Genomic DNA, 24178 nt, shown 5'->3' with positions numbered 1-24178 from the left:
ATGTTTTACTATTTCTAGATTCTTTAAGATCTACAAAAATAAGGATTTATTCCGAATTTACCACCTATTTTAATTAATAGGTGGTTTTTTTTATAAAAAAATTTGGAGGAATGTCTATGGCTTGGAGAATTGTTCACGTCAAAGAAGGGGATGTTCTACGGCTCCGATTAGATAATTTAGAGGTCATGAAACAAGATAATAAAGTTTTTATTCCGTTATCCGATATTACGATGGTAGTTTTGGAAGGTAATCGAACGATGCTATCGACTAAATTAATGTCACGAATGAGCCAAAATAATGTTGGGTTGGTGATTTGTGATGATAACTATTTGCCGGTTGGAATTTATTTACCCTATGGACAATATCATCATTATTCCAAGCGAGCAATTAAGCAATCGTCATGGAGCGATGAACAAAAGGGTATTATTTGGCAAGAAGTAATCAGACAGAAAATGAACAATCAGTTAACCTTTGCTCGATATAGTGGCGTCGCAAGTGAGAGATTAGAATTGATGGAAGATTTGATCAATAATCTACAAGTTGGTGACACGACTAATCGTGAAGGACATGTGGCTAAGGTTTATTTTGATTCTTTATATGGCAAAAGTTTTACTAGAAATAACAATTGTTTGATCAATGCCGCAATGAATTTTGGTTATGCAATACTTCGTTCTTGTATGGCTCGAATCGTAGTTGGTAATGGCTTGGTTACGATGCTTGGTATCTTTCATCGAAATGAGTTTAATAGCTTTAACTTAGTTGATGACTTAATGGAACCCTATCGACCGTTAATGGATTATTGGGTCAATGAGAATGTTCTTGATGACAAAGAATACTTGAGTTATGAATCGAGATTGAAAATTATTGAATTTATGAATCAGAAAATCAGAATCAATAATAAAAGGATGACGATTGATAATTCAATGCAAGAGTACGTTCAAAGTTTCATCAGTGCTATTGACGAAACTGATTCTAGTTTAGTTATAAAAATCGACCTAAATAATTTTGTGGGAGAGGAAAGTTGAAATATCAAAATATGAGAATGTTATGTATGTTTGATTTACCCGTTGATACTCCGCAAGAACGTCGTCAATATCGTATTTTCCGTAAAGAATTGTTGAGAAATGGCTTCACAATGTTGCAGTATTCAGTTTATTATCGTGCGGTTCAAAATCGTGCTGCTGGTAAAAGGTATGAAACTGCTATTAAAAGGTTTTTACCCGTACATGGGGAAGTGAGATTATTTTCAGTCAGTGAGAAGCAATTCAATGATATGCAGATTTTAGTCGGTTCCAGAAGTAATCAGGAAACCATAGTCGGTAGTAAGGAATTGGTGATTATATGATTTTGAATATTGAATTAGAAAACCAAAAATTCTTGGAATTAGATTTTGAAGATGAAATTTATATCACTGGAGAAAATCGTCAAAAAATTTGGCAAGTTTTTCGTAGTTTGTATTATTACTTCAACAAGGATCCGAAGCTGACGACTAATGTTTATGGGGAAAACAAAATCGAGATTACTTGTGATGACGAAGCTGTTTCAATAAAAAATACCTTGCCTTTTTTTATTCATAATCGAGAAAGCATCTATCAACAGATGCTTTATAATGCGATAATCCTTTTATGGTTGTCAGATGAAATAATATAAATTCATCTGATATTCATGAAAGGATTTTTCTATGCCTAGAAGTAAACACTCACTTCAAGAAAAGCTAGATTTAGTGCTAGGATTCAAAGAGTCAACTTATCCACTCAGAACATTTGCCAGAAAAAATAATATTGTTCATAAAACTTTTCGTAGATGGGTCCATCTCTTCGATCAATATGGAATCGACGGCCTGAAGGAAATAACAAAGCGTACAAAATATTCATATAAATTTAAATTACAAGTCGTGACAGACTATCTTGAAGGTAAAGGTTCTTTAGAAACCATTGCCTATAAATATGGTTTAAGAAATACTTTTCAAGTATCGGACTGGGTGTTCAAGTATAATAATGGAAAACTGTTGAAGGATGGCTCACCAAGAAAGAAGAATTCCATTATGAAAAAAAAGATAACCTTTGAAGAACGTATCGAAATCGTAGAGTATGTCGTTAAGGGCAAACATACTTATAAGGAAGCTGCAGAAAAGTATTCCATATCTTATCAACAAGTTCGTTCTTGGGTTTTAAAATCCAAGGACGGCGGTTATAAAGCTTTGATCGATGGCCGGGGCCATCACAAAGCAAAAGATGACTTAACAGAATTAGATAAAGCGCATTTAAAAATCAGAGAATTGGAATCCCAATTAAAAGACCAAAAATTAATTGAGGAATTCGCAAAAAAATTGCAAGAAATTCAGCACAGGGGGTGAAACAACAACATAGATTGGCTTACCAGGCAATAAAGGAAGTCAGTCAAAATAATCATGGAGCCATAACCGTTTTACTGCGCGTTGTCGGTGTTAGCCGACAAGCATATAGCAAATACTGGACTCGTACAGAAACGGAAAAGGAACTTCAAGATAAGCTATTAAAAGAACGTATTATGTACTGGTACGAATTAAATACTAAGACTATTGGTGCAGGCAAGATATTGATTAACCTATTAGCGGATAATCAAATCACATTTAAGGTTTCACTTAAACAAGTGAAACGTTTAATGAGAGAATTAGACATTAAATGTCAGTCTAGAATCAAGAAACACAATCGTTCTAAACAAAAAGAGATTTATATACAAGATAATGTACTGAATCAAAATTTCGAGGTAACGGGACCTAATCAAGTCTGGTTATGTGACTCAACAGAAATTCCTTACGGCTTAAACGGCGAATATAAAGTCCGTTTGAGTGGAGTTTTAGACCTCTACGGTCGTTATTTAATTTCAAGTAATATCAGCCTTACAGAAACTTCAGCAGCTGAAATAATTGTATTTCAACGTGCATTTACAAAAGCTGGTAATGTGTGTCCGATGGTCCATACGGACCGCGGATCAGCGTTTACGTCATTATCATTTGGAAATTTTTTAGATGAACATGGCGTTATTAGAAGTATGTCAAGACCAGGTACACCGTACGATAATTCACCAATGGAACGTTGGTGGAGTGAATTCAAATTACGTTGGATGAATCGCCATCCAATGCCTAAGACTTACAAAGAACTAGTCAAACTTGTCAACGAAGGAATTCACTATTTCAATCATATAAACAGATCACAAACAATAAATGGCCATACCCCAGCAGAACACTGGGATATGGCCATCTAAAAAAATATTCAATTTTTATATTATTTCAAATATCAACTTGACAGGTGCCAACGCATAAGAAAGATACATTGCTATTTGATTTCTTGAATAGTTTTGAAAATGATTTAGATATTGATCGTTCAATTGAACGATTAAACGATGAATTATTGAAAATAGAGATTTTGTTACAACAACATCTAGATAATTATTCAAATAATCTTCAAAGTGAATTTCAGAGCTTTTCTTATGCAGATCTGCTTAAAACAAAATTGTTGATGGGGTACAAGGAAAGAGGATTAGACTATCCATTAGAATTTATGGATACTGAATTATTGCTCGATGAATTCTTGAATTTTTTGAAATTTCGTTTGGAAAATACCGGTTTACCAGTTTGGTTGATACTTTATAACTTAGATAGTTTTATCGCTCCAAGAGATATCGACTATTTATTGATTAAAGTTAAGGAGCTAATGAAAGAGTATGATTTGAAATTAATTTATTTGGGTAATAGTTTGAATAATATTCCACTAGATTCAAGTGAAATTGATGGTGTAGTGTTAGCGGCTGATGAATTTAACCAGTTACTGCCAATCGATGAATTGATGGAATCTATCAAGCTGCATTATCCTAATAACTTTAATATGTCCGAGAATGAGATTACTGATTCATTAAAAAGAATTATTCCGTTTATAGGAATTAAGGAAAAAGTGTTCATATCTAATAAAGATTTGGTATTATTAAAGGTAGTGAACGATATTTTAGGATATGAGACGTCGTATGATCTAAAATCTCAATCACTAACGGGTGCAGAAACCAAATTTTTGGAAGATTAATTGACGAATTAAGATTTTGAATTTGAGGTTTTTGTACCTTAAAGAATCTAGAAATAGTAAAACTATTTAACACTCACAACAGTAACCCAAGTAGTTTTTGTACCTTAAAGAATCTAGAAATAGTAAAACTAGCCGAAATTACCGCTTGGTTGAAAGCTCGTTTTTGTACCTTAAAGAATCTAGAAATAGTAAAACATATTTGATGCGTATTCAACGTTTAGTTGAGTTTTTGTACCTTAAAGAATCTAGAAATAGTAAAACTACCTGCGAACATTAGTCTAGTGCCCCCCCGTTTTTGTACCTTAAAGAATCTAGAAATAGTAAAACAATAATTATTTCTAAAAGTATCAAGTAGTTTTTGTACTCCCAAAAGAATCCAAAACAGTAAAACCCAAAGAAGACTAGATCATGGTGGAATCTAGTCTTTTTATTTTTGCAAAAGTGTCATTAAATTTAATAATATTACATTTTTTCTAATTAATTTTAACTTTAACCATAAATACCTATTGCCCAAATTAATATTCTCGTTTATGATAGTCTCAAAACTTTCCAAGGAAGAGGGATCACTATGAAGGCAATTTTGACAGTAATTGGTCATGATCACGTTGGTATCGTGGCTAAAGTTTCAACTAAGTTGGCTGAATTGAACGTTAATATTATTGATATTTCGCAAACTTTGATGCACGAGAATTTTACAATGATGATGATGGTAACGCTCGATAACTCAACTCAATTTGACACGGTACAACAAGAGTTAGCTGGTCTTGGTCAAGAAACCGGTTTGGATATTCGCATTCAACGTCAAGAAATTTTCGATGCGATTCAAAAACTTTAGGGGGATCAATGATGGAAACTAATTCGATTTTAGAAACAATCCAGATGGTCTCTGAAGAAAAGCTGGATATTAGAACGATTACCATGGGAATTTCTCTGTTTGATTGTATCGACAGCGATGGTAAGAAGGCTCGTCAAAAAATCTACAACAAATTGACTACTAAAGCTAAGGACTTAGTCAAGGTAGCTAACCAAATTGAAGCTGAATACGGCATTCCCATCGTCAACAAGCGTATTTCAGTAACGCCGATTTCTCTGATTGCGGCCGCTTCTGATGATAAAGATTACGTTGAATTTGCCAAAACTATGGACAAAGCTGCGACAGACTTAGGTGTTGACTTGATTGGTGGTTTCTCAGCACTCGTTCAAAAGGGTTATCAATCTGGCGATATCAAATTGATCAACTCACTGCCACAAGCTTTGACGGAAACTAGTCGTGTCTGTGGTTCAGTCAATGTCGGTTCAACTCGTTCTGGAATCAACTTGGATGCGGTTCAAAAGATGGGTACAGTCATCAAAGATCTTGCCAAAGTTGATCCAGTAAATTGTATGAGTCTAGTTGTTTTTGCCAATGCGGTTGAAGATAATCCATTTATGGCAGGGGCTTTCCACGGTGTTGGTGAAGCTGACTGTGTAATCAATGTTGGTATTAGTGGTCCCGGTGTTGTTAAGAACGCTTTGGAAAAAGTTAAAGGTCAACCAATCGATGTTGTATCTGAAACTATCAAGAAGACAACCTTCAAAGTAACTAGAATGGGTCAATTCGTCGGTAACGTGGCTTCTAAGGCCTTAGGCGTACCATTTGGTATCGTAGACTTGTCTCTTGCTCCAACGCCTAATGAGGGTGATTCTGTAGCCGAGATTCTTGAAGAAATCGGTTTGGAAAGTGTCGGAGCTCCAGGAACAACTGCCGCTTTAGCTTTACTAAATGACGCAGTTAAAAAAGGTGGCGTCATGGCTTGTGAACACGTCGGTGGTTTGTCAGGTGCCTTCATCCCTGTTTCTGAAGATGCTGAAATGATTCGTGCTGTAACGGCTGGTCGTTTGAACATCGAAAAACTCGAAGCAATGACAGCTGTTTGTTCAGTTGGTTTGGACATGATTGCTATTCCTGGTGACACGACTGCTGAAACTATCAGTGGTATGATTGCCGACGAAGCTGCTATCGGTGTTATCAACAATAAGACAACAGCGGTAAGAATTATTCCCGCTACTGGTAAAAAAGTTGGTGATGAAGTTGAGTTCGGTGGCTTGTTTGGAAAAGCTCCAGTTATGGCAGTTAATACCAATTCACCAGCTGATTTCATTCATCGTGGTGGTCGGATCCCAGCACCAATTCATTCATTCAAAAATTAATTTAGAAAATATCGGTCTAGTTACCGGTATTTTTTTATTGCCATAGATAATTTTTTGGAACTATAATGCAATTAGAAGAGAAAATTTAATCAAATCGCTTAAAAAAATTTACTAAGTATGGTACAAATTAGGGGAGGTGTATTAATGAAAACTAAAACTAAAGTTTCATACGTAGTTTTAAAGTATGACGATCAAACTGATGGTATCTACATGAATTCCAGCAGTAAAATGACACCGGGATTTGGACTGCCAGAGTACGAGTATCACAACCAAAACGACTCTTTGACAGACATTGCTGAAGACTTGGCGCAATAACTGAATTTCCCTTACTACAAAATCGAAGCAAGTCACGTTTTTGTGCCATTTTTGACCGTTTACAATGAAAATGAAACTAAGATTTACCATTACGTTGCCGTAGTGTTCGAATCAACTCGCGATGAATTTTCTTCCCGTCGTGATGAATCGTGGCATCGTGTAAAATTAGACCAAGGAACGCAGAAATGGTCCCTGCCTTTTGGGAATGGTCTAATCGATTCAAACGACTACCAATTTAAGAATTATGCAAAGACCGACTATGCGGCCAATCCTAAATTGAATCCTGAGATTACTTTCTCAAATGTCATGCGTTATGTGGAACAAGAGACGTTGAATTTCCCAATTTTAGGTTTGTTGTCAGGCGACAAATTTACAATGAGACAAGTTTTGCATTATCAAGATTTGTTAGGTATTGAAACTCTAAAGGCAGGCAATAACATGACTTTTGAACATCAATATTCACAATCAATTCAAACAATTCAAGACGACCGTATGACCACGTCTTATCGCATCAAAAAAGATTACTTACAAAAATAACGCTGAGAAATTAATCTCAACGTTATTTTTTTACTTGTATTTTTCTTCTAAATTACTCATCCATAGGGCTAACAGACATCCTAGAATGAAAAAGGCGATACTCAAGATCCAATCCATTCCGCTGACACCAACGTAAGAAATACTTTCGGTCGAGTAGGGACTAGGGATTAAGATCAAAACTGTACTGGCTAAAACGATACCGAGAATGAAATGATAAACCCGGGAGTGATGATGTTTGATCAGACTTTCCATAGCTTTTGAGAAGGTCAAAATAGAGATGATTCCTCCAATAGCAATCGGAATGAATACCAGTGGGTCAAAACTCTTAAAACCTTGGAGCATCGGTGTATATAAACCTAAGATTATCAACAAGTTTGAAGGACTCAATCCTGGTACCAAAACACCCAAAGCAATCAAAGCTCCGGCAATGATGAAACCAAAGAAGTTGGCCGGGATAGTTCCAAAAATTTCACTCATGAAGAACAAGAACAATCCACCACCGATAAACATTGAAAAGAACCAAACAATATCGATTTTGTCACGATTAGTCCGCGAAGTAGATTCTTTGATCAAAGTAGGCAGCGTTCCGATAATGGTTCCGGCAAAGCCCCAAAGTACAATCATTTGATAATGAGCTAATAAGTATTCTAACGGTTTTGAAAGGACGCCAATTCCGACGATACCACCAAGACCAATTGGCAAGAAGTATAAGAAGTCTCGCTTGAAGTTTTGTCTGACGTGGGCCATGAAACTCAGCAATCTCTCATAGATTCCCATGATGGCAGCTAGGACACCACCAGAAACTCCTGGCAAGATGAATCCTAGAGCAATAATGACACCTTTGAAAAATCTAATTAAAAAATTATCTCGTTTTATTGTTAAGTACCTCGTTTTTTAATTTCGTTTAATCAAAGTTATCAAATTTCTAGGTAATAGGCAATAGAAATCGTTAAGTGGATAAATATGCCGTCGTCCGCAAAAGCCCTGTGATTGGCTGGAACGCTGGCGACGCCACTTTGAACTACTGCATAAACCAAGTGCGCAGCATTTCAAAGCTGGGTCTTATTCTAAGCGATAAATCGCTAAGAATAAATTTGCCGGCTGAGCCATCACAGGGCTTTTGCTACCGACTAGATTTCACTTTCTATTTAGATGGAGTTAAATCCATACTTTATGAATAATTAATTCATTTCTTTTTTTAATATAATAAAAAGAAGGTATTACTAGAATTGCAGCAATAAACTACAATTCCAATAATATCTTCTATTAATTTTTAAGTAATTTATATAAAAATAAAAACCATTATATAGTCGGGAGCGAGGTACTGGAAAATGCTCAGCCGTGACATTTCACTTAGCAATTTATTGCTTACGTGAAAGCCCAATCTTGAAGACTTTGCCCGGTTTTGGTTTTAGCAAAGGCTCCAAGTTGTGGCCACAGCGTTCCAGCGTTTTCCAGTGCCGAACGGACGACGGCAAGTAAACCACAAACTAACTATTAAAATCTTCCAATTCAATCGACTTATTAGTCCATTCTTCTTCGATTTCATCTTGCTTAGCTTTGTTCTCATCAAGTTCTTTTTGCAAGTCAGCCAATTTGCTGTAAGAAGTTAAGTTTTCATCCTTGGTCATTTCTTTTTGAATAGCCGCATTTTTTTCTTCCAATTCAGCGATTTGGTTTTCTAAATCCTCAACTTGACGACGTAATTTACGTTCTTGTTTTTGTTGTTCTTTAGATTGTTGATATTCCATTTTCTTTTCACTGACAGTTGGAGCTTTCTTAGTTTCTTCGACCACTGGTGTATCAGAAGTTTTTTCAACGTAGTAGTCGTAGTCACCGAGATAAATTTTGCTGCCGTGTTCGCCGATATCGACGATACGATTGGCCAAAGTGTTCAAAAGGTAACGGTCATGGGATACGAAGAGAACTGTTCCAGGGAATTCCTTTAGGGCATCTTCAAGAACTTCCTTACTGTCGATGTCCAAGTGGTTAGTGGGCTCATCCATGATCAAGAAGTTATCGTGTTCCATAGATAATTTGGTCAAAGTCAAACGGGCTTTTTCACCACCGGATAATCCAGCTACAGGTTTTAGAACGTCGTCGCCACTGAACAGGAAGGCTCCTAATTTCTTACGGATGATTTGTTCGTCGAGTCTAGGATAGAGGTCCCAGATTTCGTGCAAGACGTCTTTTTTAGGATCGAGTCCTTTTAGATTCTGGTCGTAGTAACCGACTTGAACGTTGGCGCCAAATTGGGAAGTTCCTTTGATCATCGGAATTTTTCCAAGGATTGATTTCAAGAAAGTTGACTTACCGATACCGTTAGGTCCGATGATACCGACACGTTCGCCTTTTTTGACATCCAAATTGATAGGTTCAGACATGATCCGATCATCGTAACCGATAGCAGCATCTTTGACCAAAAGCACGTCGTTACCACTTTCTTTGTCGATTTCAAATGAGAAGTGAACTGAACCTTGATCACTGCCGGGACGGTCTAAGACATCCATGTGTTCGAGCTTTTTACGACGACTTTGGGCCATCTTAGTAGTTGAAGCGCGGACGATATTTTTCTGAATGTACTCTTCGGTCCGTTTGATCTCGGCTTGTTGCTCTTCGTAATGTTTCCAAGCAACTTCTTGATTCTTCTTCTTTTCTTGTAAGTAGAAAGTATAGTTACCAGAGTAGTGAGTAGAAGAGTGTTGATTGATCTCGACGATTTCGTTAACGACTTTGTCTAGGAAGTACTGATCATGAGATACGATTACTAAAGCGCCTTTGTAGCCTTTAAGATAGCTTTCTAGCCATTCAACAGTATTGATATCCAAATGGTTAGTCGGTTCATCCAATAATAAGATATCCTGATGTTCTAAAAGCATTTTAGCCATCGCCAAACGAGATCTCTCACCACCGGATAGGGTCGAAATCTTGTCTTGCCAAACATCTTCATCAAAGCCGAACCCCTTGAGGACACTTCTGATTTCAGACTGATAGCTGTAGCCATTTTCTTGGCGGAAAGTATTTTGGAGTTGGTCGTATTGTTTCAAAATATCGTCATAGTTGTCGACATTAGGATTGGCCAATTTTTCTTCCAAAGCGCGCATCTTTTTTTCCTGAGCTTTGAGGTAGTCAAAGACGTGCTCCAATTCATCAAAAATTTTACTGTCATTATTTAATCCTGAGTCCTGAGCTAAGTAGCCAATATTGGTGTCTTTTTTGAGTGCAATATTGCCACTGTTGTAGCTCTCTTGGTCAGAGATGATTTTTAATAGGGTAGATTTACCTACACCATTGCGACCAACGAGGCCGATACGACTATTGTCTTGAATTTCGAAACTGACATTTGAAAAGAGTTTCTTCGTTCCAAAATTTTTGGTAATGTTTTGTGCTTGTAATAAAATCAAGTTGATTGCTCCTTTACCTTATTCACAATTTTATCATTAATTAATAATTTATGCCTTTATAGGTTTAACGTGTTGCGTTTTTTGTGTTTTTTATTTAGTATAAATGTTAGTGAAATGACACACATATGGTGGTAAATTATGACAAAAACAACAGTTCCAAACGCAACAATAAAGCGTTTACCAATTTATTATCGTTACTTCCAATTTCTCAAGGATGAGGGTACAAAAAAAATCTCCTCTGGTGAATTATCAGAAGGGGTTAAGATAGATAGTGCTACAATTAGACGTGACTTCTCATATCTAGGTGCACTTGGCAAGCGTGGCTATGGCTACGATGTAAACGATTTAGTAACGTTCTTTAAGAAGTTATTGAATCAAGACAAACGTACCAACGTCGCTTTAGTTGGGGTCGGTAATTTAGGTAACGCCTTACTAAATTATAACTTTTCTCGGACAAATAATGTTCGAATTGCAGCAGCTTTTGATATTAATAAAGAAATTGTCGGTACAGTCAAGAGTGGAGTTCCCGTTTACGATATTAGTGAACTAAAGGAACAACTCCACTTGCAACAGATCGACGTCTGCATTTTGACAGTTTCTTCAAATGCTGCGCAAACAACAGCCGACTTGTTAGCTGATGCTGGAGTTCGTGGAATCTTGAACTTTACGCCGGTTATTATCAACGTGCCAAGCAGTATTCGCGTTCACTATGTCGATTTGGCAAACGAATTGCAAACGTTGATTTTCTTCTTGGACCGTGATAAGTCAATGACTGAAGAAATAGAATAAATTTTTGGGGGAATTTTTTTATGAGTGAACCATTATTTTTAAAACCCGTCTTTCATGAGAAACTCTGGGGTGGAAGAAAACTAGAAACAGAATTTGGCTACAACATTCCTGATGGAACAATTGGTGAATGCTGGGCAATTTCTGGACATCCACATGGTAAAGAACAAGTCGTAAATGGCGAGTTTGCTGGTCAAATCCTTGCCGATCTATGGAATGACCACAAAGAATTATTCGGTAATCCTAAGGGCAAAGTATTTCCACTTCTAACAAAGATTTTGGATGCAAATGCTAGCCTATCAGTTCAAGTTCATCCTGACAACGAATATGCTGAAAAGCACGAACACGAGCTAGGCAAGACAGAATGCTGGTACATCATTGATGCAGAACCAGGTTCATACTTGATTTATGGTCACAATGCTAAGAACAAAGCTGAACTCGACCAAATGATCGAATCAGGCGACTGGGATCACTTATTAAGAAAAGTTCCTGTTAAGAAAGGTGAATTCTACTACGTACCAAGTGGTACAGTTCACGCCTTGAACAAGGGAATCATGGTCTTAGAAACACAACAAAGCAGTGATACAACTTATCGTTTGTATGACTATGACCGTGTCGACAAGACTACTGGTAAGAAACGTGATCTTCACATCAAACAATCAGAAGACACAATCACAGTACCTCACAAAGATCCAAAACTAGATATTCAATCTAAAGAAGTTGGCAAGAACAAGTTTACAACCTTCGTTCAACCACCAATCTCACCATTCTTCTCAGTTTATCACTGGGAAATCAAAGAACCAGTTCAATTGCACCACCAAATTGGTAAGTACACATTGATCTCAGTTCTAAACGGTGAAGGTAAGATCACTGCTGACGGTAAAGACTATGACTTGAAGAAAGGTACACACTTGATTGTTCCTGCAACAATCAACGAGTGGACTTTGTCAGGTGATTTGGATATTATCGCTTCAGAATCTGGTGAAAACTAAATTAACTATTTTGAGGGATGCTAAACTGCCGTCGTCCGTTCGGCACTGGAAAACGCTGGAACGCTGTGGCTACAACTTGGAGCCTTTGCTAAGACCAAAACCGGGCAAAGTCTTCAAGATTGGGCTTCCACTAAGCGATAAATCGCTAAGTGGAATTTCACGGCTGAGCATTTTCCAGTACCTCGCTCCCGACTAGATTATGGTTTCTATCTTTATATAAATTGCTTCAAAAAAATTAATAGAGGATGTTATTAGAATTGCAATAGATTGTTGTATTCTAATGATGTCCTTTTTTGTTTTATTTGTGTAAGGAATAAAGAAATAGGGCTGCTTTTTAGGAATTATGTGTCTAATTCAATCCAAATAGAAATTGAAATCTAGTCGGTAGCAAAAATCCTGTGGCGGCTCAATAGCCAAATTTCTCTTGGCAATTTATTGCCTAGTGAAAGACCGAGTTTTGAGATTTTGCGCACTTGGTTTATGCAAAAGCTCAAAATCGCGTCGGCTATGTTCCAGCCAGCCACAGGATTTTTGCGGACGACGGCATTTTTACACTTACCCCCAAAAATAAATCCGTATATTTTTCTTCAAAAAATCCCAAATTAAACTAAAACTAGAACATTAAACCATTATTAAAATAAAATAGTTCGTCCTTAAAATCAAAATGAAAAAACCTTTAATTTGGAATCGCTAACATTTTCCATTTTGATGAAAAGTCTTCTATAATTAAAAATAAGCTTACTTAAAGGGGACCTAAAATTGCAAAAGCAAAAGTTTTTCCGGATAAGCTTAGGTTGGCAAATCATCATTGGTTTGATCCTAGGTATTATTTTGGGGCAGTTATTCTATCAGAATAAGGCTGCCATTCAAGTTATGCAAAACATTGGTACGATGTTTATCTCCATGATTCAAATGATCGTTTTACCAATCGTTATTTCCTGTTTGACCGTTGGTATCGCCAATATGGGTGATATTAAGAAACTTGGTCGGATTGGATTAAAAACTTTAATTTATTTCGAAATTATGACAACAATAGCGATTATTATTGGTATTATCGTCGCTAATGTTACTCATCCCGGTACCTTTATTGACATTCATAGTCTAAAAGGTTCGGATATTAGTCAATATACTGCGACGGCAAAAACTGCCAAACATTCGGGTATTTGGTCAATCTTGATGAGTATCATTCCAACAAATATCTTTGCCTCGCTTGGAAAAGGCGATATGTTGCCAATTATCTTCTTCTCTGTATTGTTCGGATTAGGAACGGCTTCAATTGGTAAACAAGGTAAGATTATCGTTGATGTTTTAAACGCTGTCGCTAACGTTATGTTCAAAGTAACTAACTGGGTTATGCGTTTAGCTCCAATTGGTGTCTGTGCTTTGATCGGTGTTACAGTTGGTGAGATGGGCTTTAGTTCCCTCAAGCCATTATTGTTATTCATTGTGATTGCTTATGCGACAATGGCATTTTTCGTCTTTGTCGTCATGGCTGGTGTGGGACATTTGTTCCACGTTAGATTTTATGAAATGTTCAGAATTATTGAAAATGAAGTTACTTTAGCTTTTACGACCGCTAGTTCGGAAGCTGCTCTACCTAAGATGATGGAAAAGATGCAAGATTATGGTTCTTCAAAAGGAATCGTTTCATTCGTTATTCCAACGGGTTATACTTTTAACCTTGATGGTTCTGCCATTTATCAATCACTAGCTGCTTTGTTCTTGGCTCAAGCCTACAATATCCACTTATCTCTTGGGCAACAAATTACCCTTGTAGTGGTATTGATGTTAACATCTAAGGGGATGGCCGGAGTGCCAGGTGCATCATTTGTTGTGCTACTAGCCACAGTTTCAACAATTGGTGTTCCAATGCAAGGTTTGACCTTCATTGCTGGTATTGACCGTCTCGTAGATATGGGACGTACTGCTGTTAACGTTGTTGGTAATTCACTAGCAACTGTTATTATTGCTAAGAGTGAGCATGAGTTCGATGAGGACAAAAGAGAGAAGTATGTCGCATCCTACAAGCGTGGAGACTAAGATTTCCATGTAGTAAGAAACAAACGATTTAAACACACGTAAATAGCCTACCGATAATTTTATAATTACCGATAGGCTATTTTTTTAGGCGATACTCATGGTCAAAACGATGGCATTCATAATGATGTGACTACCGGCGCTGACGTAGATATTTTTTGACTTGTAATAAATAAAAGCAAACCACAATCCCATAGCGACATAAACTAAGAATCTCGTATCTTGATGCATGAAAGCAAAGATAACTGCCGAAATAATTGCAGCAATGTAAATATTAGTAGGTTTGATCAAGTTGGCGAAGAATACTCGTCTGAAGATGATTTCCTCCATTATCGGAGCAGCAATCATAACGTAAAGGAAATAGTAAGGATATTCTTTGACCATCAACAGCAAGCCAATCGTATTTTGCGAATTAGTGCTGGCATGAAAGACTAGTTGATCTAAAAAGCCGATTCCGAATTGAACTACGATGGCACCGACCGTACCCAAGATGATCCACTGTAAATCGTGATTGAGGTCAGATTTTTTTTCAAAAGGTAGTGGACCGCTTAATTTAACTAAGTAGATCATCACACCAGTTGCGATAAGTGAACCTAGGGTAATAGTAAGAAAATACGCTGAGCCCGTGATAGAGAGCATTGATAGGATTGTCCCTAACGATAACAGCAGGATATAGGTTAGCAGCGTGAAAAACTGATTTTTTTGGTAAGACATGATTCCCTCCGAATTTTTTAAAGGTAAATACTTGCAACTTCACAATATAATGTTAATATAAAACTTGTGATTAGCACAAGAGATGTTTGAGTGCTAAAAAAGTTAAAAAAACGTAGAATTACTATATTGGAGGTATTTAAATTGTTAAAACCACTTGGAGATAGAGTCATTGTAACAGTCGATAAAGAAGAAGAAAAGACAGTTGGTGGTATTGTTTTAGCTAACAATGCTAAAGAAAAGCCACAAACAGCTGAAGTTGTTGCTGTCGGTGCTGGATTAGTTACTGATGATGGCAAGACAGTACCTATGAACGTTAAGAAGGGTGACAAAGTTCTTTTTGACAAGTATGCAGGCTCAACAGTTAAGTATGAAGACAATGAATATTTAATCCTTCATGAAAAAGATATCATGGCAATCGTTGACTAATAAAAGTACTTTTAGATAAATTTTTACAGAATATGGAGTGTGAAATTTAATGGCAAAACAAATTAAGTTTTCAGAAGATGCACGTTCAAAGATGATGGACGGTGTTAACAAATTAGCTGACACAGTTAAGACAACAATCGGACCTAAGGGTAGAAACGTTGTTCTTGAAAAGAATTACGGTTCACCAGAAATCACAAACGATGGTGTTACAATCGCCAAGAGCATCGAACTAGAAGACCACTTTGAAAACATGGGTGCAAAGCTAGTTTCTGAAGTAGCTTCAAAGACAAATGACATTGCCGGTGACGGTACTACTACAGCTACTGTTTTGACACAAGCAATCGTTAAAGAAGGTATGAAGAACGTTACAGCCGGTGCTAACCCTGTTGGTATCAGAACTGGTATCGAAAAGGCTACAAACGCTGCAGTTGATGAACTTCACAAGATTTCACACAAGGTTTCAGGCAAGAATGATATTGCTCAAGTAGCTTCAGTTTCATCAGCTAGTGAAGAAACAGGTAAGTTGATCGCTGACGCCATGGAAAAAGTTGGTAACGATGGTGTTATCACAATTGAAGAATCAAAGGGTATCGATACAACTCTAGACGTTGTTGAAGGTATGCAATTTGATCGTGGATACATTTCACAATACATGGTTACAGATAACGACAAGATGGAAGCTGACCTCGACAATCCTTACATCTTGATCACAGACAAGAAGATTTCAAACATCCAAGATATCTTGCCATTACTACAAAAGATTGTTCAACAAGGTAAGGCATTGCTTATCATTGCTGATGATATTGATGGTGAAGCATTACCAACACTTGTTTTGAACAAGATTCGTGGTACATTCAACGTCGTTGCTGTTAAGGCTCCTGGCTTTGGTGACCGTCGTAAGGCTCAACTAGAAGATATCGCTACATTAACTGGTGGTACAGTTATTACTTCTGATCTTGGTCTTGAACTAAAAGACACAACAATGGATCAATTAGGCCAAGCTGGTAAGGTTACTGTTACAAAGGACAACACAACAATCGTTGAAGGTTCAGGTAACAAGGATGCTATCAACGAACGTGTTGACCTATTGAAGAAACAAATTTCTGAATCAACATCAGACTTCGACAAAGAAAAATTACAAGAACGTCTAGCTAAATTAGCTGGTGGTGTTGCTGTTGTTAAAGTCGGTGCTGCTACTGAAACAGAACTAAAAGAACGCAAATACAGAATTGAAGATGCTCTAAATGCTACACGTGCCGCTGTTGAAGAAGGCTACGTTGCTGGTGGTGGTACAGCTTTGATGAATGTACTTGGCAAGGTTAAAGAATTAAAGGCTGAAGGCGACGTTCAAACAGGTATCAACATCGTTGCCCGTGCTTTGGAAGAACCATTACGTCAAATAGCTGAAAACGCTGGTTACGAAGGTTCAGTTATCGTTGAACACATCAAGAACCAAGAAAACGAAATTGGTTTCAACGCTGCTACTGACAAGTGGGAAAACATGGTTGAAGCCGGAATCATCGACCCAACTAAGGTAACACGTTCAGCACTACAAAATGCTGCCAGTGTTGCATCACTATTGTTGACAACAGAAGCAGTTGTTGCTGACAAGCCAGAACCAAAGGATAACAATGCTGCACCCGCTGCTGGTAACCCTGCTGCCGGTGGTATGGGCGGTATGATGTAATTTAACCCCAATAAATAATACAAAAGCGCTAGTAGATTTTTCTACTAACGCTTTTTTTGTTGTCCTATTCAATTGGTGTGTCAGCAATCGTCCAAGTTACTTGACCACTGTATTGACCTGATGTTGCCGTGCTAGGAACTCTTAGTTTCCATTTATCTAAAACGACATATTTAGTAAGGTCTAGTGGTTCATCAGAGCCAACGAACTCTTGATTGTTGATGGGAATTCCCGTTGTAGATAATGGTTCCCAATCATCGACTGCTTCATTGGAACTATTGTCGAGCAATAAGGATAGGCCATCATCTTGAATCAATTTGTCGTCTCCATTAGCCAGAGCTTGATCACTGTTATTGTCGTAGCTGACTAAAACTTGATATGGGGTTTCGGCGCTGTGACTGACAATGAGATTTCCTTTAGTTTGCTTATTTGTCAGCATCTTTTCGGTACCAGTGGAGTTGATGCTGCCGAAGTCGATTAGTTCTGGGACTTCGATGAAGGAAGTTGTTGGAACAGGGGGATGAACGTTAATATAGATGGAATTTGAAGGGTCAATATACAAAGATTCACCTGTCAAAAAGTTTGTAGCATCTAGAAGTTGAGCGTAATTCTCAATAGTTTCTTCAATATTACTATTTACTTTAACGTGGAAAATAAATGTATTCGATTGATTAGCAGGAGTGACAGGCGGATATATTCCATTAAAAATAGAGTCTGATTGTCCCGCACCGTTCAAAGTTACACTACCAGGAACTAATTGTAATTTATCTTTTGAAGTGTATCCAGTATTGATGTTGTTAACATATCGAGTTCTATTATCAGTTGCAACACTAGCTGTGAAGACAGATTTAATTTCAAGTGTATCTCCAGTAGTAGCGTCTACAGTATCGGAGAAATTACTGTTAGGATCAGCAGTGATGTTACGTACTTGGTGAGTAAAATCATAACTGTAATTTGGGATTTCAATAGGAATATCGACACTATCTTCATAAGTTCTAGTATCACTGAAGCCTTTATTGTAACCAGTGAATTGAACCGTATTAGTGAGTATTCCATTAGGTGCATAAATGGGAGCTTTATTATTGATAGTGGCGTCAAATTCATAAGTTGCAGTTGCACCATCAGTAACGCCAGTATTAGGGTTGTAATCAATTCCAGTTCCACTTTCATTTATCAGAGCACTATTAGGATCGATGGTTAAGCCCTTTGGCAAGTCATCTTTGATTTTAGAAATTATCCAATTAGAACCATAACCGTCATTTCTTACTGACAGAGTAAAATGTAATTTATCGCCTACATTATTAGTTCCATCTTTAGAAGTTAAGTTCTTGTAGGTTTTTTTAACAGTTGGAATGGCATAAGGTTTAACAGTAGCACCGATATTTGAAACATATTTTGCTACGCCTCCTGGTGCTAGGGAAGTATAAGGCCATCTTAAAATATACGAAGTATCTTGTTTTCCACTACCATCAATGATCTTGTACTCTTGACCAGAATTGCTTTTTCCTATTAATAAGTTTTGATCGGCTTTAGCATTGGTATCACCGTCTAAGCTGGAAGAATGATTATCATCTGTTACTACTGGAAGTTTTGGAGAAGCAATTTCAGCTTTATTGTTATCTTTTCCCTTAATGCTCCAGTTATCTGGATTTGCTAGAACTCTACCCATGAAATCTTTAAATCCACCATCAATATTATTAGTGATGAATAGTTTTGATTCAGAATTTGTTAAACCACTTTCAATGTATAAACCTAAACCGCCACCGATAGCAAACATAGGAACGTTATCAACTGAACTATTGTCGTCATTGTCAGGATTCAAACCAGTATCTTCGCCATAGAAGGTTTGGAATTTAGCGGTTGTGCTTTCAGCATTGTAAACATATAATTCACGTTGCACGACGGGTGAGCCACTTGGAGATGGTCTCAAGACAATTTCAAAGTAGACATTTTTTTTGCTAAAATATCCAACTAGTTTGAATACTTTTCTTCCGTTCTTATCATTAGCCGTATAAAATAATTTGTACGTCTTATAAGAAGAGTCTATCTGACTTGCATTAGTTAAAAGATTCATACCGTCATAAAAAGGACTTGAGGTATTACTATTTTCAAGCAGTGCAAAATCAATTGATGATATAGAAGCATTTTCTGGATTTCCACCAACATAAGATTTGTCACCTTGATGCAAAATACCGTAATATTTCCCATTGTCTATTAGGAAAATATTTATTTTAGAATTTGTGATATGAGGAATACCTGTACTAAAGTCGTAATTACTTCTCAAAGTAATAGTTTTGTCGCCTGCTTTAACATTTCCGTTTGCGTCACGAGCAGCACCAAAAGCGTAACCTAATGAGACGTTACCACCGATTGGGATGGATCCGTATTGGTTAGTAGCCACGTTGTCTATGAGCCGCCAACTACTAATTCCATCATATTTACGCATGACTTGTTCTGCCGCTAGTACGTCTGTCTTTGTAATAGCTTTAGTATTAGTAATATTAAAAGTTAAAACCATCAATAAAGCTGTAAAAACAAGTAAAAATACCTTGGGAATTGCTTGATAACCTTTCATTTTATTTTCCCCCGTAGAAATATATTTATATGAAATCTCTCGTTTTTGAATATATCTTTATAACATATATTATATGGTGAATTTATTAACAAAATGATTCAGTTATTCAGTCTTTTTCTTTCACGAAATGAAAAAAGCCATTATCCCAAAATTTTTCTTCGAAATAATAGCTTTATTTTTTAATTTAATTGATTGTATCGGCAATCGTCCAAGTTACTTGACCCGTGTATTTCCCAGATTTACTGTTGGCGGGAACTCTTAATTTCCATTTCTTGGCACCAATAAAGTCATTCAATGATTGATTCAACATTTGACCGGAGAATCCTTCTGATTTGATTGGAACAGGGGATGTCGAGACGGTTCTCCAATTGTTGGATTCATTGCTAGCTTGGTGGAAGAACATGGCGTCGTCATTGTCATTGATCAACTTGTCACTGCCATTAGTTAAAGGTGCATTGTTGTTGTCGTAACTGACGCTGACTTGGAAAGGTGTTTCAGCGGTATGATTGATAATCAAATTACCGGTAGTTTTGACATTGGGTAAAATCCGTTCTGAATCGGTCATATTGACACTACCGAAGTCGATACTAGTAGGAACTTCCACGAATGAAGTCGTCTGCGGTGCCACTTCGATATTGACGATTGCGGGTGCTTCAGTTTGAATTTTGCTGTATTGTTGACCGGTATTAGTGATTATATTGGTCATATAGGCTGTATTGGAGGCCGTAGTAGCATCGATTGCTGTGACTTTAGCCTGAAAAGTTATCTTGTTAGTTATAGTGTTGGATAAAGTCCCGAGTGAGAAATTCAAATCATTTTGTTTAACACCATTTAAGGCCACACTACCAGGAACTAGTTCTAGTCCAGCAGGTAAGTCATCTTTGAAGTTACCACCAGTTACATTGGAAGTACCATTACTGATGAATTGAACTTCGTAGTCGATGATGTCGCCTTGTTTAGCAGTTGTTTGACTAGCAAAGGCACCGTTTGGATCATTGGTATTATTTCTAACTTGTTTAGTGAAACGATATTTGAAGGTTGGCGTCTCAACGGGGATGTCGACACTAGCTTCATAAGTCTTTGAATCGCTTTGTCCCTTATTGTTACCAGTGAATTTTGCTGTATTAGTTAATTTTCCATCAGTCAAATAATAAGGAGCTTGATTATTGATTGTGGCACTGAAAGTATATTTGGTCGAAGCTTTATCAGGAATAGAAGCTCCGGGGTTAAAGTCAATTGTGTCGCCATTAGCCATGGAAGTGTTCACGGAATTAGGGTCAATTGTTAAACCTTTTGGTAATTCATCTAATATTCTAGTTAGTTGCCAATTTGAATTGTAACCATCGTTTCTGACAGTTAACGTGAAGTTTAATTTATCTCCGACGTGATTTTTACCATCAGTTGAGGTTGCATTAGTGTAAGTCTTTTTGACGTTTGGGATAGCATAACCTGAGATTGTTGCACCGATGTTGGAAACGTATTTATTGACTTGACCAACCTCTAGATTCTCTTGTGGCCATCTTAATGTATAAGCGGTATCTTGCTTACCATTACCATCGACGATATCGTATTCACGACCATAGTTCGAACCTTTTAGTAAATCAGCATCAGCATCAGCTTTTGTATCACCAACTTGACTTGATGAGGGCTTTGCAACCCAAGGTAAACTGGGATCGCTAATATTAGAACCAGTATTGTTAACCTTCCCTTTGACACCCCAATTGGTAGGATTTGTCAAAACTCTACCCATAAAATCTTGGAAACCGCCATCAACGTTGTTTGTAACGAATAGCTTGGAAGCCGGATTGTAATTAGAACCACTTAGTAGATAAAGCCCTTGTCCACCACCAATAGCGAACATAGGGACATTATCAACCGTTTGATCATCATTATTAGGATTTAATCCTGTATCTTCACCATAAAAGGGTTGAATTTGAGCAGTACTAGACCCACCATTATAGACATACAATTCACGTTGTATAACAGGTGATCCAGAAGGTGAAGGTCTTAAAACTATTTCTACGTAAACATCTTTAGGACCATAGTAACCAACTAATTTGAAGACTTTTTTCTTATTAGAATCAGTCCCAACATAAAATAATTTGCTACTATTACTTGATGAATCAAATACTGATAATTTATAAAGGAGGTTCATATCTTTATAAAAATATGAATCACTATTACCTGTAGGAAACGCAAAGTCAATTGAAGTATCTGATGCGGCGCCTGGATTACTTCCACCAACATAGGCATCTTTATTTTGATGGAGAATTCCATAATATTTACCATTATAGTCTAGAAAAATATTGATTTTAGAATTATTAACTGTGGGCGCGCCATTGATGTTACCAACAGTACTGGCCTTTGTAATAGTATTATCGCCAGCTTTGACATTACCATTAGCATCACGTACTGAACCAAATGCGTATCCAATTGAAATATTGCCACCTATAGGTATCGTGTCATAATCATTGGATGGACTATAGGATTTGAGTTGCCAATTATTAATACCATCATACTTACGCATGACTTTTTCGGCATTTTCAAGATCGGTTTGATTAAGAGCTTTGACAGTTGTGGTATTAAAAGTTAAAACCATCAACAAAGCTGTAAAAAAGAGCAAGAATAGTTTGGGAATCGTCTTATAATCTCTCATATTGTTTTTCCCCCGTGGTAGAAGTACTTTTATATAAAGTTTATTAATTTAGAATATATCTATACACTAAGTATTATAAAACGAAATAAATATCCTTGTGATTCAGTTATTAATGATTTTTCTTTCATAAATTGAATCAAATTAATCAGCTCAAAGGAGACAAGACGTGGAGCAACTTTTTACTATCGGGCAATTGTCAAAACTCTTTAATATCAAGGTTCCAACGCTTCGTTACTATGATGAAGTCGGATTATTGAAACCCGCAAAAATCAACAATAAAACTCATTATCGCTATTATTCTACCCAACAATTTGAGCGTTTGAATGTTATCACTTATTTACGAGCTTTGGATTTGCCGATTGATGCCATTAAGCAATTTTTTGACGCACGAGATATTAATAAGTTGGAAGCAATGTTGAGAGAACAAAAATTACAAGTTCAAAAGCAAATAACAGCATTAGAAAATATTGATCGACGAATCGATGCTCGAATCAATCAAGTTGAAGATGCGGTGAATAGTATTTGGGATAAGATTGAAATAGTCGATTTGCCAGCAATTCCAGTCGTTTATTTGGATGAAGATTATCGACCTAATGACGATATTGAATTGCCAATCGTAACTTTGAGAAAACGTTTTGGATTGGACAAAAATATCTTCTTGGGAAAAATTGCTCTAGCTGTCTCAAAAGAAAACTTATTGCGAGAACAGTTTGATAGTTACAACGGCTTGCTGTTGATTTTAGAACCCGGAGATTCAGGGGATGCGACTGGTACGTTAAGTGCTGGTAAATACATTCGTTTGAGATTTCATGGAACTCACGATACGGCAGCAATTCAATATCAAAAATTATTGCAATATTGCCAAAAACATAATTTTGAAATTAGTGGTCCAGCGATTGAGACAGCTCTGATTGATTATGGTATTACGGATGATTTTGACAAATATGTGACAGAAATTAAATTTCCTATCAAAGACAATTGACCCTCTAGTGACTAGAGAGTTTATAATTTTTGTTAATAAATTTACGAGGGGGGATCTCATGATAGGGACGTTTTTTAATGTTGCCATGATTTTAGTGGGCAGCTTTGCTGGTAGTTATTTCAAAAAAGGAATCAAACCTGCGTATAATGAGATTCTGACACAAGCACTAGGACTCGTTGCAATGGCAGTCGGTATCAATGCAGTTGTGCAACACATGCCAAAAAGCCACTATCCCGTTTTGTTCATCGTCAGTTTGGCAGTTGGCGGTGTCATTGGACAGTGGCTCGATTTAGAGAAACATTTTGATAATTTAGTTGGGAAGTATTCCAAACCTAGTGCTGATGGAAAAAGTAATTTAGCAGAAGGTTTGGCAACCGGAATCTTGTTGTACTGCATCGGTTCGTTGTCGATTCTAGGACCAATTCAAGCAGCCTTGAACAAAGACTACACATTCTTGTTCACCAATGGGATGTTGGACGGAATTACTTCGATAGTCTTAGCATCAACGTTTGGTTTCGGAATGGCCTTCGCAGCAGTGGCAGTATTTTGTTGGCAAGGCAGTATTTACTTGATCGCCATGTTGCTGCAAAATTCAATCAATGCCGATATGATCACGGAATTGACTGTGGTTGGTGGAATTTTGATTTTGGCTTCTGGATTAGGCTTGTTAAATATTAAGAAAATTAAAGTGTTGAATCTCTTGCCATCTTTGATTGTGCCGATTGTGGTGGTTGGGGTTTTGCAGATGTTTTAAATTGGTCAGACGATTGTCTGGCTTTTTTATTTACATTACAATGGAGTTATTAATATTCTTATGGGTGG

General features: G+C 37.0%; 22 protein-coding genes and 1 CRISPR repeat array. Of the genes, 17 read left to right on the top strand and 5 right to left on the bottom strand.

Going from position 1 to position 24178, the window contains the following annotated elements:
- The first annotated feature begins 116 nt into the window (after positions 1-116).
- From cas1 to LF20184_RS09700, 10 genes are all read left to right on the top strand, one after another.
- Entirely contained in the window at positions 117-1025 is a 909-nt protein-coding gene (cas1, locus tag LF20184_RS09740; RefSeq protein WP_010018699.1) for a type II CRISPR-associated endonuclease Cas1, read from the top strand.
- 11 nt (positions 1026-1036) lie between these two features.
- A complete protein-coding gene (gene cas2, locus LF20184_RS09735; protein WP_029606452.1) occupies positions 1037-1345 on the top strand; it encodes a CRISPR-associated endonuclease Cas2 in 309 nt (102 codons plus the stop codon).
- Positions 1342-1650 (top strand): P-loop NTPase family protein, encoded by a 309-nt coding sequence (locus LF20184_RS09730; RefSeq protein ID WP_099240499.1) that lies wholly within the window; start codon positions 1342-1344, stop codon positions 1648-1650. Before cas2 ends, LF20184_RS09730 begins: the two co-directional genes overlap by 4 nt.
- A gap of 31 nt (positions 1651-1681) precedes the next feature.
- Positions 1682-2356: a helix-turn-helix domain-containing protein gene (locus LF20184_RS09725; protein WP_082607452.1), complete on the top strand. Its 675-nt coding sequence runs from the start codon at positions 1682-1684 to the stop codon at positions 2354-2356.
- Positions 2353-3246 carry an IS3 family transposase gene (locus tag LF20184_RS09720; RefSeq protein ID WP_099240376.1) on the top strand — a complete coding sequence of 298 codons (894 nt, stop codon included), beginning with the start codon at positions 2353-2355 and terminating at the stop codon, positions 3244-3246. Before LF20184_RS09725 ends, LF20184_RS09720 begins: the two co-directional genes overlap by 4 nt.
- 44 nt (positions 3247-3290) lie before the next feature.
- Positions 3291-4058 (top strand): CRISPR-associated protein Csn2-St, encoded by a 768-nt coding sequence (gene csn2-St, locus LF20184_RS09715; protein ID WP_056945244.1) that lies wholly within the window; start codon positions 3291-3293, stop codon positions 4056-4058.
- A 27-nt stretch (positions 4059-4085) separates the two neighbouring features.
- A CRISPR array of direct repeats spans positions 4086-4385; the repeat unit is 36 nt; unit sequence GTTTTTGTACCTTAAAGAATCTAGAAATAGTAAAAC.
- A 241-nt stretch (positions 4386-4626) separates the two neighbouring features.
- Positions 4627-4893, top strand: coding sequence for an ACT domain-containing protein (locus tag LF20184_RS09710; protein ID WP_010018703.1), 267 nt, complete (start codon positions 4627-4629; stop codon positions 4891-4893).
- An 11-nt stretch (positions 4894-4904) separates the two neighbouring features.
- Entirely contained in the window at positions 4905-6248 is a 1344-nt protein-coding gene (locus LF20184_RS09705; RefSeq protein WP_010018705.1) for a PFL family protein, read from the top strand.
- A gap of 144 nt (positions 6249-6392) precedes the next feature.
- The gene (locus LF20184_RS12780; RefSeq protein ID WP_010018707.1) at positions 6393-6563 is read left to right on the top strand and encodes a hypothetical protein; all 171 of its coding nucleotides are present in this window, start codon (positions 6393-6395) and stop codon (positions 6561-6563) included.
- 51 nt (positions 6564-6614) lie between these two features.
- Positions 6615-7100, top strand: a complete 486-nt coding sequence (locus LF20184_RS09700) for a hypothetical protein (RefSeq protein WP_198403320.1) — start codon at positions 6615-6617, stop codon at positions 7098-7100.
- Positions 7101-7130: 30 nt separating this feature from the next.
- On the opposite strand, the gene LF20184_RS09695 is transcribed toward LF20184_RS09700, so the two are convergent.
- Together LF20184_RS09695 and LF20184_RS09690 are read right to left on the bottom strand one after the other, a co-directional pair.
- Positions 7131-7976 carry a DUF368 domain-containing protein gene (locus tag LF20184_RS09695; protein ID WP_035181753.1) on the bottom strand — a complete coding sequence of 282 codons (846 nt, stop codon included), beginning with the start codon at positions 7974-7976 and terminating at the stop codon, positions 7131-7133.
- A gap of 614 nt (positions 7977-8590) precedes the next feature.
- Entirely contained in the window at positions 8591-10504 is a 1914-nt protein-coding gene (locus LF20184_RS09690; RefSeq protein WP_010018711.1) for an ABC-F family ATP-binding cassette domain-containing protein, read from the bottom strand.
- A 138-nt stretch (positions 10505-10642) separates the two neighbouring features.
- On the opposite strand from LF20184_RS09690, the gene LF20184_RS09685 reads away from it, so the two are divergent.
- The 3 genes from LF20184_RS09685 (at position 10643) to LF20184_RS09670 (ending at position 14322) form a co-directional block, all read left to right on the top strand.
- On the top strand, positions 10643-11293 hold the full coding sequence (locus LF20184_RS09685; protein ID WP_010018712.1) for a redox-sensing transcriptional repressor Rex: 651 nt from the start codon (positions 10643-10645) through the stop codon (positions 11291-11293).
- Positions 11294-11313: 20 nt separating this feature from the next.
- Positions 11314-12282, top strand: coding sequence for a mannose-6-phosphate isomerase, class I (gene manA, locus LF20184_RS09680; protein WP_010018713.1), 969 nt, complete (start codon positions 11314-11316; stop codon positions 12280-12282).
- 759 nt (positions 12283-13041) lie between these two features.
- Positions 13042-14322, top strand: a complete 1281-nt coding sequence (locus LF20184_RS09670) for a cation:dicarboxylate symporter family transporter (RefSeq protein ID WP_010018715.1) — start codon at positions 13042-13044, stop codon at positions 14320-14322.
- Positions 14323-14406: 84 nt separating this feature from the next.
- Here the strand turns inward: LF20184_RS09670 and LF20184_RS09665 are convergent, their stop codons facing one another.
- Positions 14407-14958: a CPBP family intramembrane glutamic endopeptidase gene (locus LF20184_RS09665; RefSeq protein ID WP_010018717.1), complete on the bottom strand. Its 552-nt coding sequence runs from the start codon at positions 14956-14958 to the stop codon at positions 14407-14409.
- A gap of 216 nt (positions 14959-15174) precedes the next feature.
- On the opposite strand from LF20184_RS09665, the gene groES reads away from it, so the two are divergent.
- The gene (gene groES, locus LF20184_RS09660) at positions 15175-15459 is read left to right on the top strand and encodes a co-chaperone GroES (RefSeq protein WP_010018718.1); all 285 of its coding nucleotides are present in this window, start codon (positions 15175-15177) and stop codon (positions 15457-15459) included.
- Between the two features lie 49 nt (positions 15460-15508).
- Complete coding sequence (groL, locus tag LF20184_RS09655; RefSeq protein WP_010018719.1) at positions 15509-17146, top strand: chaperonin GroEL; 1638 nt, start codon at positions 15509-15511, stop codon at positions 17144-17146.
- Between the two features lie 64 nt (positions 17147-17210).
- Here the strand turns inward: groL and LF20184_RS09650 are convergent, their stop codons facing one another.
- Both LF20184_RS09650 and LF20184_RS09645 read right to left on the bottom strand, forming a co-directional pair.
- The gene (locus LF20184_RS09650; protein WP_010018720.1) at positions 17211-19718 is read right to left on the bottom strand and encodes an isopeptide-forming domain-containing fimbrial protein; all 2508 of its coding nucleotides are present in this window, start codon (positions 19716-19718) and stop codon (positions 17211-17213) included.
- Between the two features lie 184 nt (positions 19719-19902).
- The gene (locus LF20184_RS09645; RefSeq protein WP_010018721.1) at positions 19903-22374 is read right to left on the bottom strand and encodes a DUF11 domain-containing protein; all 2472 of its coding nucleotides are present in this window, start codon (positions 22372-22374) and stop codon (positions 19903-19905) included.
- Positions 22375-22540: 166 nt separating this feature from the next.
- Between LF20184_RS09645 and LF20184_RS09640 the strand changes: the two genes are divergently transcribed.
- Both LF20184_RS09640 and LF20184_RS09635 read left to right on the top strand, forming a co-directional pair.
- Positions 22541-23356: a MerR family transcriptional regulator gene (locus LF20184_RS09640; protein WP_010018722.1), complete on the top strand. Its 816-nt coding sequence runs from the start codon at positions 22541-22543 to the stop codon at positions 23354-23356.
- 58 nt (positions 23357-23414) lie between these two features.
- Positions 23415-24110 (top strand): DUF554 domain-containing protein, encoded by a 696-nt coding sequence (locus LF20184_RS09635; RefSeq protein ID WP_010018723.1) that lies wholly within the window; start codon positions 23415-23417, stop codon positions 24108-24110.
- Positions 24111-24178 lie beyond the last annotated feature (68 nt).

This window comes from Companilactobacillus farciminis KCTC 3681 = DSM 20184 (genome assembly GCF_002706745.1).
Lineage (GTDB): Bacteria > Bacillota > Bacilli > Lactobacillales > Lactobacillaceae > Companilactobacillus > Companilactobacillus farciminis.
This window is presented reverse-complemented; position numbering and strand designations above follow the sequence as displayed.